The following is a 12,848-nucleotide window of genomic DNA, read 5'->3' on the forward strand; positions in this document are numbered from 1 at the left end:
CGCTACGCCGGCGCCGGCCGCGGCACGTCCCGCCGACGCCGGTCACGCCGCAGCGCCGGCATCGGCTGCGCTGCCGCTGCTGCTGGTCTCGATCGACGGCTTCCGCACCGATTATCTGGATCGCGGCAAGACGCCGCGGCTCGCCGCGCTCGCGGCCAGCGGCGTGCGCGCCGACGCCCTGCGCCCGTCGTTCCCGTCGCTGACGTTCCCGAACCACTACACGCTCGTCACCGGGCTGTATCCGGACCATCACGGCATCGTGCACAACCGCATCGAAGGCGACGGCGCGAACGACAAGTTCGTCTACAACGACGCGAGCACGACGGCCGACGCGCGCTGGTGGGGCGGCGAGCCGATCTGGGTCGGCGCCGAACGCCAGGGCCTGCGCAGCGCGACGATGTTCTGGCCCGGCTCCGACAGCGCGATCGCCGGCGTGCGGCCGAGCTACTGGAAACCGTTCGACCGCAATGTCACGCCCGAACAGCGCGTCGACACGGTGCTCGGCTGGCTCGACCTGCCGGCGGACCAGCGTCCGCGCTTCCTGACCCTGTATTTCGAACACGTGGACCGCGCCGGCCACGACCACGGCCCGTCGTCGCCCGAGGTCAATACGGCGCTGGCCGAGGTCGACGCCGCGCTGGGCCGGCTGTTCGACGGCCTCGCCGCGCGCGGCCTCGACGGCGCGATCAACATCATCGTCGTGTCCGACCACGGTCTCGCCGCCTCGAGCAGCGAACGCACCGTCGTCATCGACGACATCGTCAATCTCAAGCGCGTGCGCGCCGTGAACTACGGCGTGGTCGCCGGCTTCGCGCCCGAACCCGGCCAGCAGGCCTACGCGTATCAGACCCTGGTCAAGCGCCACGACCACATGCGCTGCTGGCGCCGCACGCAGATGCCGGCGCGCTTCCACTACGGCAGCAATCCGCGCATTCCGCCGATCGTCTGCCTTGCCGATCCGGGCTGGATCATCGCGCGGGCAGAGTGGCTCGAGAGCCATTCCGACGGCGCCGCGCGCGGCGAGCACGGCTACGACAACGACGTGCCCGAAATGCGCGCGCTGTTCGTCGCGAGCGGCCCGGCCTTCCGCCGCGGCACGCGCGTACCCGAATTCGACAACGTCGACGTCTACCCGCTGCTCGCACATCTGCTGCGCATCCGGCCGGCCCCGAACGACGGCAATCCCAGGACCATGCGCGGCATCCTGCGCGACGGCGGCTAGTCCGTCACGGAGCGAAGGCGCGCGACCGGCGCGCCTCTTCCGTCGCGCCGTCAGAGACCGATGCGGCGCAGCGCCGCCGCGTAGCGTCCGGCGATGCGCGCAGCGTCGCGATGACGGCCGTCGCGGACGCACCACTGGCCGTCGACCATGACGTCGCGCACCAGATTGCGATTGCCCGCGAACACGACCGTGTCGAGCAAGGCGCCGGGCTCGCGGCCGGCGAGCTGCGGCGCGTGTTCGTCGAGCACGAGCAGGTCGGCGCGCGCGCCCGCCTCGATCGCACCGAGCGCCGCGCCGGCGGCGCGCGCGCCGCCGAACAGTGCATCGCCCCAGAGCGTCTCGCCGACGCTGGTCGAGGACTCCGACACGGCGATATTGCGATGCCGCGACACGAGCCGCTGGCCGTATTCGAGCCAGCGCAACTCCTCGACCGGCGACACCGAGATGTGGCTGTCCGAACCGATGCCGAGCACGCCGTCGGCGGCCAGGAAATCCTTCAGCGGAAACAGGCCGTCGCCGAGGTTGGCCTCGGTGGTCGGACACAGGCCGGCGACGGCACCGCTCGCGGCGATGCCGCGCATCTCCGCGTCGGTCAGATGCGTCGCGTGCACGAGGGTCCAGCGCGCGTCGACCGGCGCGTTCGCGAGCAGCCACTCCACCGGCCGCGCATTGCGCAGCGCGAGGCAATCCTGCACTTCGCCGATCTGTTCGGCGATGTGGATGTGGATCGGCGCGTCGTCGACGAGACCGCTGTCGAGCACGGCCTGCAGCGACGCCTGGGGCACCGCGCGCAGCGAATGCAGCGCGACGCCGATGCGCAAGGTCGCACCCTCGTGGACGCGCAGGCGCTGCAGCAGGTCGAGATAGGCGTCCGTCGCATGGCCGAAGCGACGCTGGCGTTCGCCGAGTTCGCGGCCGTCGAAGCCGCCGGTCTGGTACAGGGTCGGCAGCAGGGTCAGACCGATGCCGGTTTCGCGCGCCGCCTCGACCAGGGCCAGCGACATGGTCGCCGGATCGGCGTACGGCCTGCCGTCGGGCTGGTGATGCAGATAGTGGAACTCGCAGACCTGGGTGTAGCCGGCCTCGAGCATTTCGACGTAGAGCTGCGCGGCGATCGCGCGCAGTTCGTCGGGACCGATGCGCCCGGCGAACGCATACATGGTTTCGCGCCAGGTCCAGAAACTGTCTTCGGCGTGGGTCTGGCGCTCGGCCAGGCCAGCCATCGCACGCTGGAACGCATGCGAATGCAGGTTGGGCATGCCTGGCAGCAGCCAGCGGCCGAGGCGCTCGGCCGTTGTATCGGCTTGCGCGTCGATCGCGGCGAAGCGGCCGCCATCGATCCTGAGGGCGGTATCCGCTTCCCAGCCGTGCGGCAACCAGGCGTAGTCGCTGCGATACGACGTCATGGGGCAATTCTCCGTTGGTGCGCGACCGCAGCCGCGGCGAGGCGCGCATGGTGAGCGTTCGGCGGCGCCGCGCCAAGCCTTGCGCCGATAGCGAATCTGTCGTTCGCGGCGACAGCGGACTCGTCCGCTGTCGCCGCCGCCGGCTCGAATACCTGCCGTGCGGGCGATCGCCGCCGCCTCGACTCGCCAGCTCCGGCTCCGAAAAGCGGAGGTCCGTGGTCGCCGGAACCCGCTCGACCGCCGGTAACGGCAGCGGGCCGGACTGCTACCATCGCGCCATGGATACGAACTGGGATTGCCTGCTGCTGGACTGCCGGCTCGCGAGCCTCGTCGACAACGGCCGGCCCTACGGACGCATCGACGATGCAGCGGTCGCCTGGAAAGACGGCCACATCACGTTCGCCGGCCCGCGCGCGGAACTGCCGGCCGCGCCGGCGGCGCTGGCTCGCGAGGTCGACTCGCTGCGCGGCGCCTGGATCACCCCGGGACTCATCGACTGCCACACCCATCTGGTCTTCGCCGGCGACCGCGCGCTCGAATACGAACAGCGTCTCAACGGCGTCAGCTACGAAGACATCGCGCGCGCCGGCGGCGGCATCAATTCCACCGTGCGCCAGACGCGCGCGGCCTCGATCGACGAACTGCTTGCGCAGTCGCTGCCTCGTGCGGAAGCGCTGCGCGCCGACGGCGTGACCACGCTCGAGATCAAGTCGGGCTACGGCCTGAACCTGGCCGGCGAGCGCACGATGCTGCAGGTCGCGCGGCGCATCGGCGAAGTGCTCGGCATCGGCGTGCGCACGACGTTCCTCGGCGCGCACGCGCTGCCGCCGGAATTCGCCGGCAATCAGTCGGGCTATGTCGACGAGGTCTGCATCCACATGATGCCGGCGCTCGCGGCCGAAGGCCTCGTCGACGCGGTCGACGCGTTCTGCGAGAAGATCGCGTTCACGCCGAGCGAGACGCGGCGGGTGCTGGAGACCGCGCACGGGCTCGGCCTGCCGGTCAAGCTGCATGCGGACCAGCTCAGCGATTCGCACGGCGCCGCGCTCGTCGCCGAGTTCCGCGGCCTGTCCGCCGACCACATCGAGTACACCGGCACCGCCGGGGTCAAGGCGATGGCCGCGGCCGGCACCGTGGCCGTGCTGCTGCCCGGCGCATTCCACGTGCTGCGCGAGACCCAGCTGCCGCCGATCGCCGCGCTGCGCGAGCACGGCGTCGCGATGGCCGTGTCGACCGACCTGAATCCGGGCACTTCGCCGCTGCTCTCGCTGCGCCTGGCCATGAGCCTGGCCTGCACCCTGTTCCGGCTCACGCCCGAGGAAGCCCTGCGCGGCGCCACCGTACACGCGGCGCGCGCGCTCGGCCTCGGCGACCGCGGCCGCGTCGCGGCCGGCCTGCGCGCCGATCTCGCGGTCTGGGACATCGACGAGCCGGCCGAGCTCTGCTACTGGCTCGGCGACCGCGGCGCGCAGCGCGTCTACGCGGGCGGCAAGCGGCTGATCTGACGCGTCTCCGAACCGCAGGCACGAAGAACCCCGCCGAGGCGGGGTTCTTCGTTCAGGCCGTCGGCCCTGCGCGGGCCGGCGTGGATCAGGCGGCCGGCTTCTTCGCCGCCGGCTTCTTCACCGCAGGAGCGGCCTTCTTCGCAGCCGCCTTGCTGACGGTCTTCGTCGCCGCATCGGTCTTGATGGCGTGCGGACGGATGTTGCCGTAGCTGCCGGAATAGGTCTTGCCCTTGCGGGTCTTCTTGTCGCCCTTACCCATTTCGAATCACTCCAGGAATTGCTTGCAATGGCCGCGTAGCTTACCAGTGCGGCGGCCGCGCGCAAAACCGGGCCGGACCGGCCTCAGTGCGCGTGACCGTGGCCGGAACAGGCCGGGCGGACGGCGGCCTCCTTCGGCGGCTCGCAGCGCGGGGCGTGGCAGTCGACGCCGTCGAGCTGCACGGTCACGTGCTCGATGCCGAAACGCCGGCGCAGCACGCGGCCCACGGCGAGGATCGCCGCGTCGGGCTGCATGTCGCCGTTGAGACGCGCATGCAGGGTCGCGACGCGGACGCCACCGGCGAGCTGCCAGACATGCACGTGGTGCACATCGCGCACGCCGGGCACTTCGGCCTCGACGCCGTCGGCGACGCTCGCGACCTCCACGCCTTCGGGCACGCCTTCGAGCAGGATGTGCGCCGAGCGGCGCAGCAGGCGCCAGGCGCTGTTGAGGATCAGCAGCGAGACGAACACCGAGATGGCCGGATCCGCCCAGAGCCAGCCGAGATAACGCACGAGCAGCGCCGCGCTGACCGCGCCGAGCGAACCGAGCAGATCGCCGATCACGTGCAGGCGCGCGCCGGCCGTATTGAGGTCGTCGTGGTCGTGGCCGCCGAGCACGCCGAGCACGAGCAGGTTGACGGCCAGGCCGACCAGCGCGACGAGCAGCATCAGGCCCGACAGTATCGGCGCCGGCGCGTAGAAGCGCTGCACGGCTTCGAACAGGATCCAGCCGACCAGCGCGAACTGCGACAGCGCATTCGTGTAGCCGACCAGCACTTCGAGCCGCGCGTAGCCGAAGCTGCGCCGCGCGTCGGCCGGACGCTGTGCGAAATGGGCGCCAAACCAGGCGAACAGCAGCGCGAGCGCGTCGACGAGCATGTGGCCCGCATCGGCGACCAGCGCGAGCGAACCGGACAGCCAGCCACCGACCGCCTCGGCGACGAGCGTCACGGTCGTCAGCGCGAACGCGAGCATGAGCTTGCGCGTACGCGTCGCGTCGCTAGAAAAACCGGCTACGTGACTGCGGCCCTCGTCGTCGAGCTCCGCATGGCTGTGGCCGTGCGCGTGGTCGTGGCCGTGCGTGTGATCCGGGTGATCGTGCGCGTGATCGTGGGAATGATCGGCGGTGTGGGAATGCGTGTGGCCGTGGACGAGCTGAGCCGAGCCGTCCGGCGCGGATCCGGAAGCGTGCGCAGGCGTGGCGGCGGGCGGCGAAGACGGGCGGCTCATGACGGGTGGGCGTGGCGGCGACGGACCATGCTAGGAACCGCGGCACCGGTTACACAATCACTCGTGCCGGCAGTTCGCGTCGTGCACGTGGGACAGGCGCAGATTCACGAGATGCGCGATCGCGAGCAGGCTGCCGCCCGTGGTGACCAGCCAGGCATGCGTCACGGCAGACTGCTCGAAATCGACGAGCACGCCGGCCAGCAGCAGCGCGAGCGCCGGCAACAGCAGCAGCAGCGCATTCGCGCGGCGGTGGCGGCGATACCCCAGCAGCAGCATGACCGTCGCGAGCGTGCAGGCGAACACGACGAAGGCGCGCTCGATCGCGTGATCGGCCAGTACGGCCAGGCCCAATGCCGGCAGCACCGCTATGACGAACGGCAGCAGGGCGCAATGGATCGCGCAGAGAAACGACGCCGTCGCGCCGAAACGGTCGGCGATGCCCGCGAAGCTGCGAAAGCGCGCGCGCCGGACGGCAGCGGTGTCGTCGGATGGGTCGGAACTCAATTCAGCAGCCTCGCACGACATACGGAACGACACCTTGGGGGGCGGGAGTGTAGGGCATGACTTCCGACAGGCGTTGCGGCCGCCAGTTTTGATACTGTATAACATAACGATTCAAGCTGACAGCCCCTTCCCTTGGAGTCCTGCATGAAAAAGAGCGTGCTCGCGCTGGCGATCGCCGCGCTGCTGACCGCCGGCAACGCCGGTGCATCCCCGGATGCGGATCCTTCTGCCGCCGGCGGCGAACGCAATTCGCCGGAACAGGCGCACCGGCTGGACGAAGTGGAGGTCAGCGCGCTGCCGATCAAGCAGAGCGCCGACGACGTCATCGCACCGGTCAGCGTACTGGCCGGCGCCGAACTCGACGACGCCAAGGCCGGCACCCTCGGCGAGACCGTGGCCAGGCAGCCCGGCGTGCAGACCACCTATTTCGGCCCCGGCGTAGGCCGTCCAGTGATCCGCGGCCTCGACGGCCCGCGCGTCGGTGTGCTGTCCAACGGCGCGAGTTCGGGCGACGTATCCACGGTCAGTCAGGACCATGCGGTCTCGATCGAGCCGTTCCTGGCCGACCAGATCGAAGTGCTCAAGGGGCCGGCCACCCTGCTCTACGGCTCGGGCGCGATCGGCGGCGTCGTCAACGTCGTCGACGGCCGCATTCCCGACAAGCAGCCCGAGCGGCCGTTCTCCGGCCGCGTCGAGCTGCGCGGCAACGACGGCGCGAACGAGCGCACCGGCATGGCGCGCGTCGATCTCGGCGCCGGCGACTTCGTGCTGCATGCTGACGGCACCTACCGCGATACCGACGACTACGACGGTCCCGACGGCAAGATCGCCAACAGTTTCCTGACCACGAAATCGGGATCCTTCGGCGGCTCGTGGATCACCGACGGCGGCTTCGTCGGCCTGGCGGTTTCGCGCTTCCTCGACCATTACGGCAACCCGGCCGAACCCGGCAATCCGGAAGAAGGCGAAGCCGGCGTCACGTTGAAGCTCAGCCAGACGCGCTACGACCTCAAGAGCGGCATCAACCTCGACGCGGGCGCGCTCGAAGCTGTGCGCGTCAACTTCAGCCACACGGACTACACGCATACGGAATTCGAAGGCGACGAAGTCGGCACCGTGTTCCTGAGCCAGTCCAACGAGGGCCGCCTGGAACTCGTACAGGGCGAGCTCGCCGGCTGGCGCGGCGCGTTCGGCCTGCAGTTCCTGCGCCGCGACTTCCAGGCCATCGGCGAAGAAGCGTTCGTGCCGCAGACCCTGACGCGCGGCTACGGCCTGTTCGCGATGGAGCAGCGCGAGTGGGACCGCTTCAAGCTCGAGCTCGGCGCGCGCACCGATCGGCAGACCAGCGATCCGGTCGACGGCGCCAAGCGCAGCTTCTCGCCGCTGAGCCTGTCGACGGGACTCGCCTTCAAGCTCGCCGACGGCTGGCATCTGAACCTCAATCTCGATCGCGCCCAGCGCGCGCCGGCCGAGGAAGAACTGTTCGCGAACGGCCCGCACGTCGCGACCGAATCGTTCGAGATCGGCCTGCCGACAGCGACCAAGGAAACCTCCAACCAGGTCGAACTCGGCCTGCATTTCCACAGCGACTTCGTCGACGCGAAGGTGTCGGGCTACGTCAACCGCTTCAACGACTACATCTATCTGGCCGATACCGGCGAGACCGAAGACGACCTGCCGCTGCGCCAGTGGTCGCAGGCCGACGCACGCTTCCACGGCTTCGAAGGCGAAGCGGTGTTCAAGTTGTCGGAAGGCCCGGGCGGCCACTACGACCTGCGCGTCTGGGGCGACACCGTGCGCGCGAAGCTCGACGACGGCGGCAACCTGCCGCGCATCGCACCGGCGCGCGCCGGCGTGGATCTCAAGTGGTCGGCCGACGCCTGGCGCGCGAGCGTCGGCGCGGCGCACTACTTCTCGCAAGACCGCACGGCCGCCTTCGAAACGACTACCGACGGCTTCACCCTGGTCAACGCGCACCTGAGCTACACCCTGGACAGCGGTGGCACGACGAGCTGGGAGTTCTTCGCCGACGGCACCAACCTGAGCAACCAGACCGCACGCCTGGCCACGTCCTACATCAAGGACAAGGCACCGCTGCCGGGCCGCGCGATCGCGTTCGGCGTGCGCGCGTTCTTCTGACGCGGCGTACGCTGCCGTCGCGATGCACACGCATCGCGACGGCGACTTCGCAGCGCCGGTACTGGAACCGGCGCTGCAGAAAATCGCAGCAACTCCGTGCTCCACACCCTCCGAGTGGCAGCCGGACCGACGGGGCGCTTCTGCGCCCCGTTTTCTTTGCAGCGGCACGCTGCAGCCGATCCTGCGGCTGCAACGGAGGCATCGCCGACATGGCGCGGCATCTGGCACGGGAATACCTACGCGAACGCGGTCCGCGCCATGTCCTCGAAACAGGTGCGTGGGAATTTCGGCAGATATCTTCTGCACCGGCTCCAGGAGCGAGGATCGACGCCTGCGGCGTGGATCCCGAACTTCGACGGCAGCTTCGTCGGTGCGAACCGCGCCATGGTCACGCGCCATTCGCTGATGTCGGATCCGACCTGTTCACGGCCCGAGCACGGCGCCATCGACGGTTACGCATGTGCTTACCGGTACTCACATCTGCAGATCGACTTCGCTTCCGGCGCCGGCGCAGGTCACCGTTCTTCGCTCTGACGGCGTGCTCGATTCCTTCTCGCACGCGCCGTTCCGGGCACAGCTATCCGACCACCCTGCCGCTGGGCCAACTGCCGGCGGGCCGCAACGACGTGGAGATCGCTCCGGCCAATGCCGACCATTCGACCTTGCCGATTTAGGCGCCAGCGACGAATTCCCGAGCTGGCCTTTCCGCTTCTCGGGCTTCCCACTGCCGACGCAGCGCACGGCGATCAGGGGAGTTGAGTTCCGCTACGACAACAGTATGCCCGCACCAGCGCCGCCATTTGTCGGCTATCTCTCCTACATCAAGCTCATGACGCGTGCCTGCAGCGGCTCGAATCCGCCGTAGTCAAACGCGGGCGGGAGGAGCGGTTCACCTCCCGCCAGTTGCGGTAACAGCGTGGCGCCGTGCGGCGCGGCGCTCAGCGTCGCGCGCAGCCGGCGCAGACCCCGTGCACTTCCAGGGTCTGCGCGCGCGGCTTGAAGCCGTGTTCGCGGGCCTGGGCGCTGAGCAGCGCGGCGACGCCGTCGTCGCAGATCTCGATCGCGCCGGCACAGATGTCGCAGATCAGGAACGGTACCTGGTGCGCCTCTTCCGGGTGATGGCAGGAGACGTAGGCGTTGATCGATTCGAGCTTGTGGATGAAGCCGTTCTCGAGCAGGAAGTCGAGCGCGCGGTAGACCGTCGGCGGTGCGGCGCCGGCGCGTTCGTCCTTGAGCCGGTCGAGCAGGTCGTAGGCCTTCACCGGCTTGTCGCTGGCCGCGATCATTTCGAGCACGCGCAGGCGCAGCGGGGTCAGGCGCAGGCCGCGCGTCTCGCAGGCGGCGGCGACGGCCTGCACGAACGCGGCCGCGTCGTGGCGGTGCTCGTGCAGGCCGTGCTTGTGGCCGGCATGGTCGTGGACGTGGTCGTGCGATTCGCTCATGGCCGGATCATAACAGCGGCGCGGATCAGGCCCCGGCCACGGTCATGCGCTCGACGAGGATGGAACCGCAGAGCAGGTGCGAACGCGGATCGACGTCGCTGCCGATCGCGACGATGTTCGCGTAGACGTCGCGCAGGTTGGCCGCAATCGTGATTTCCTCGACCGGATAGGCAATGACGCCGTTCTCGACCCAGAAGCCGACCGCGCCGCGCGAATAGTCGCCGGTCACGCCGTTGACGCCCTGCCCCATCAATTGCGTCACCAGCAGGCCCGTGCCGAGGCGGCGCAGCATGGCCGCGAAATCGTCGCCGCCGCCGCGCACGAGCAGGTTGTGCACGCCGCCGGCGTTGCCGGTGGAGGCCAGGCCGAGCTTGCGCGCGGAATAGCTCGACAGCAGGTAGCGCTGCAGCACGCCGGCCTCGACGAGCGCGCTGCGCTGCGTCTGCACGCCTTCGGCGTCGAACGCGGCCGAGGCATGGCCGCGCGGCAAGTACGGATCCTCGATCAGGTCGACGAAGGCCGGCAGTATCTGTTTGCCGCAGGCGTCGAGCAGGAAGCTGGCCTTGCGATACAGCGCGCCGCCGCTGACCGCGTTGAGCAGGTGCCCGATCAGGCCGCGCGCGACTTCGGGCGCGAACAGCACCGGGCACTGGCGCGTCGTCAGAGTCTGCGCACCCAGGCGCGACAGCACGCGCTCGGCGGCCTTACGGCCGATCTCGGCGGCCGGGCCGAAGTCATCGGCCGCGCGCACCGAGTCGTACCAGTAGTCGCTCTGCATGCCGGCCTCGTCGCCGGCCAGCAGCGAGACCGACAGCATGTGCCGCGTGCCGCGCTCGCGGCCGGTGAAGCCGTGCGAGTTCGCGTAGACCGCGAGCGCCTGGCCGGCCTGCACAGACGCGCCTTCGGAATTCGTGATGCCGTCGACCGCGCGGCCGGCGTCCTCGATCTCCAGGCCCAGCGCGATCGCGCGCTCGACGTCGATGTCCCAGGGATGCCAGACGTCGAGCTCGGGGAATTGCGTCGCCATGCGCGCCGCGTCGGCCAGGCCGGCGGCTGCGTCGGCCTCGGTATAGCGCGCGATCGCGCAGGCCTGCTCGACGGTCTTGGTGATGGAATCCGGATTGAGGTCGGCCGTGCTGGCCGAGCCCTTGCGCTTGCCGAAATACACGGTCACGCCGAAGGAGCGGTCGCGCGTGTGTTCGATGGTCTCGGTCTCGCCGAGGCGCACGCTGACGTTGAGGCCCACGTCGACGCTCGCGGCGACCTCGGCCTCGTCGGCGCCGGCGGCTTTGCAGCGCCGCAGCACGTCCTCGGCGACTTCGGCGAGCCGGTCGAGCTCGGCCAGACTGGCGTCCATGTTGGCGATCTCTGCACTCACAGCCTATTCTTCCCTTCTTTTCCGGCACTGCCCCACGTCATGCGCGAACACGACGACGATTTTTCCGAAGACGACGGCGACGATTCGCCGAGCCGCAGCCAGCGGCGCCGCGACGCGCTGGCCGTGTTCGAGCTGGCCGAACGCCTGGTCGCGCTCAGCGACGCGCAGCTCGCCCAGCTCGCGCTCGACGAGGACATCCGCGACGAAGTGGAAAAGGCGCGTCGCGTGACCCAGCAGATCGCGCGCAAGCGCCAGATCCAGTACCTCGCCAAGATCCTGCGCCGGCGCGAGGACGAGCTGCCGCCGCTGCGCGCCCAGCTCGACCACGACCGCCAGCTCGCGCGGCGCGAGACCGCCGAGCTGCATCGGCTGGAGGAATGGCGCGAGCGGCTGATCGCCGACGGCGACGAGGCGCTGGCCCAGCTGCTCAACGTGTTTCCGGCGGCCGACCGCCAGCACCTGCGCCAGCTCGCGCGCCAGGCGCGCGTGGAACGCCACGAGAACCGGCCGCCGCATGCGTTCCGCGAACTGTTCCGCGAGCTGCGCGACCTGTTCGGCGAACACCCGGCCGGCGACGACGCGCACGCGTGAAGCGGCGTCGTCACGCGGCGGTTCCGCCGACGGTGATGCCGTCGATCTTGAGCGTCGGCTGGCCGACGCCGACCGGAACGCTCTGTCCTTCCTTGCCGCAGACGCCGACGCCGTCGTCCAGGCGCAGGTCGTTGCCGATCATGCTGATGCGGTTCATGACGTCGGGACCGGAACCGACGAGGGTCGCGCCCTTGACCGGGCGCGTGACCTTGCCGTCCTCGATCAGGTAGGCCTCGCTGGCCGAGAACGTGAAGCGGCCGTTCGTGATGTCGACCTGGCCGCCGCCGAAGTTGACCGCGTACAGGCCGCGCTTGACCGACGCGATGATCTCGCCCGGATCGTGCGCGCCGGCCAGCATGTAGGTGTTGGTCATGCGCGGCATCGGCAGGTGGGCGAAGGATTCGCGCCGGCCGTTGCCGGTCGGGCGCATGCCCATCAGGCGCGCGTTGAGCTTGTCCTGCATGTAGCCGCGCAGGATGCCGTCCTCGATCAGCACGGTGCTCTCGGTCGGCACGCCCTCGTCGTCGACGTTGAGCGAACCGCGGCGGCCGGGCATCGTGCCGTCGTCGACGACGGTGACGCCGGGCGCCGCGACGCGCTGACCCAGGCGCCCGGAAAACGCCGAGGTGCCCTTGCGGTTGAAATCGCCTTCGAGGCCGTGGCCGACGGCTTCGTGCAGCAGCACGCCGGGCCAGCCCGGCGCGAGCACGACTTGCATGCTGCCGGCCGGCGCGTCGACCGCCTCGAGATTGACGAGCGCGAGGCGCACGGCTTCGCGTGCCCAGCCCTGGGCGCGGCCGCCGGCCAGCAGCTCGGTGTAGTCGTAGCGGCCGCCGCCGCCCGCGCTGCCGCTCTCGCGGCGGCCGTTCTGTTCGGCGATGACCTGGATGTTGAACCGCACCAGCGGCCGCACGTCGGCGGCCAGGGTACCGTCGGCCGCGGCGACGAGCACGGTGTCGATGCCGGCGGAAATGCTGACGATGACCTGGCTCACGCGCGGATCCTGCGCGCGCGCATACGCGTCGATCTCGCGCAGCAGCGCGATCTTCCCGGCGCTGTCGAGGCTGTCGATCGGATCGATGGGCCGGTACAGCGCGCGCGCATTGCCGACCGCGAGCGCGCGGCCGACGCCGTTGGCGCCGGCCTTGGCCACGGCGCGCGCGGCGCCGG

12 protein-coding genes are annotated in these 12,848 nt (G+C 70.0%); 5 read left to right on the forward strand and 7 right to left on the reverse strand.

The features are described from left to right. On the forward strand, positions 1-1,222 hold a 1,222-nt coding region (locus tag NON22_RS12425; RefSeq protein WP_257387257.1), incomplete at its 5' end, for an alkaline phosphatase family protein. 50 nt (positions 1,223-1,272) lie between these two features. Here NON22_RS12425 and NON22_RS12430 read toward each other — a convergent pair. After that, on the reverse strand, positions 1,273-2,628 hold the full coding sequence (locus tag NON22_RS12430; protein ID WP_257387258.1) for a formimidoylglutamate deiminase: 1,356 nt from the start codon (positions 2,626-2,628) through the stop codon (positions 1,273-1,275). Between the two features lie 278 nt (positions 2,629-2,906). On the opposite strand from NON22_RS12430, the gene hutI reads away from it, so the two are divergent. Further along, complete coding sequence (gene hutI, locus NON22_RS12435) at positions 2,907-4,133, forward strand: imidazolonepropionase (protein WP_257387259.1); 1,227 nt, start codon at positions 2,907-2,909, stop codon at positions 4,131-4,133. Between the two features lie 85 nt (positions 4,134-4,218). Here hutI and NON22_RS12440 read toward each other — a convergent pair whose 3' ends face one another. From NON22_RS12440 to NON22_RS12450, 3 genes are all read right to left on the reverse strand, one after another. Beyond that, positions 4,219-4,392, reverse strand: a complete 174-nt coding sequence (locus NON22_RS12440) for a 30S ribosomal protein THX (protein WP_257387260.1) — start codon at positions 4,390-4,392, stop codon at positions 4,219-4,221. Between the two features lie 83 nt (positions 4,393-4,475). After that, positions 4,476-5,624: a cation diffusion facilitator family transporter gene (locus NON22_RS12445; RefSeq protein WP_306673793.1), complete on the reverse strand. Its 1,149-nt coding sequence runs from the start codon at positions 5,622-5,624 to the stop codon at positions 4,476-4,478. A 57-nt stretch (positions 5,625-5,681) separates the two neighbouring features. Next, complete coding sequence (locus NON22_RS12450) at positions 5,682-6,062, reverse strand: MerC domain-containing protein (RefSeq protein WP_257387267.1); 381 nt, start codon at positions 6,060-6,062, stop codon at positions 5,682-5,684. A 210-nt stretch (positions 6,063-6,272) separates the two neighbouring features. Here NON22_RS12450 and NON22_RS12455 point away from each other — a divergent pair, with 210 nt between their 5' ends. Continuing rightward, on the forward strand, positions 6,273-8,267 hold the full coding sequence (locus NON22_RS12455; protein WP_257387261.1) for a TonB-dependent receptor: 1,995 nt from the start codon (positions 6,273-6,275) through the stop codon (positions 8,265-8,267). Between the two features lie 96 nt (positions 8,268-8,363). Further along, positions 8,364-8,801, forward strand: a complete 438-nt coding sequence (locus tag NON22_RS12460) for a hypothetical protein (RefSeq protein ID WP_257387262.1) — start codon at positions 8,364-8,366, stop codon at positions 8,799-8,801. A gap of 404 nt (positions 8,802-9,205) precedes the next feature. Here the strand turns inward: NON22_RS12460 and NON22_RS12465 are convergent, their stop codons facing one another. Further along, entirely contained in the window at positions 9,206-9,709 is a 504-nt protein-coding gene (locus NON22_RS12465; RefSeq protein WP_257387263.1) for a transcriptional repressor, read from the reverse strand. Between the two features lie 25 nt (positions 9,710-9,734). Then, positions 9,735-11,066: a metalloprotease PmbA gene (gene pmbA, locus NON22_RS12470; RefSeq protein ID WP_257387268.1), complete on the reverse strand. Its 1,332-nt coding sequence runs from the start codon at positions 11,064-11,066 to the stop codon at positions 9,735-9,737. Between the two features lie 60 nt (positions 11,067-11,126). On the opposite strand from pmbA, the gene yjgA reads away from it, so the two are divergent. Continuing rightward, positions 11,127-11,678, forward strand: coding sequence for a ribosome biogenesis factor YjgA (yjgA, locus tag NON22_RS12475; RefSeq protein ID WP_257387264.1), 552 nt, complete (start codon positions 11,127-11,129; stop codon positions 11,676-11,678). Between the two features lie 10 nt (positions 11,679-11,688). Here the strand turns inward: yjgA and tldD are convergent. Further along, positions 11,689-12,848 (reverse strand): metalloprotease TldD (gene tldD, locus NON22_RS12480; protein ID WP_257387265.1); only part of this gene is annotated, 1,160 nt, incomplete at its 5' end.

Source organism: Tahibacter caeni, assembly GCF_024609805.1.
GTDB classification, from domain to species: domain Bacteria; phylum Pseudomonadota; class Gammaproteobacteria; order Xanthomonadales; family Rhodanobacteraceae; genus Tahibacter; species Tahibacter caeni.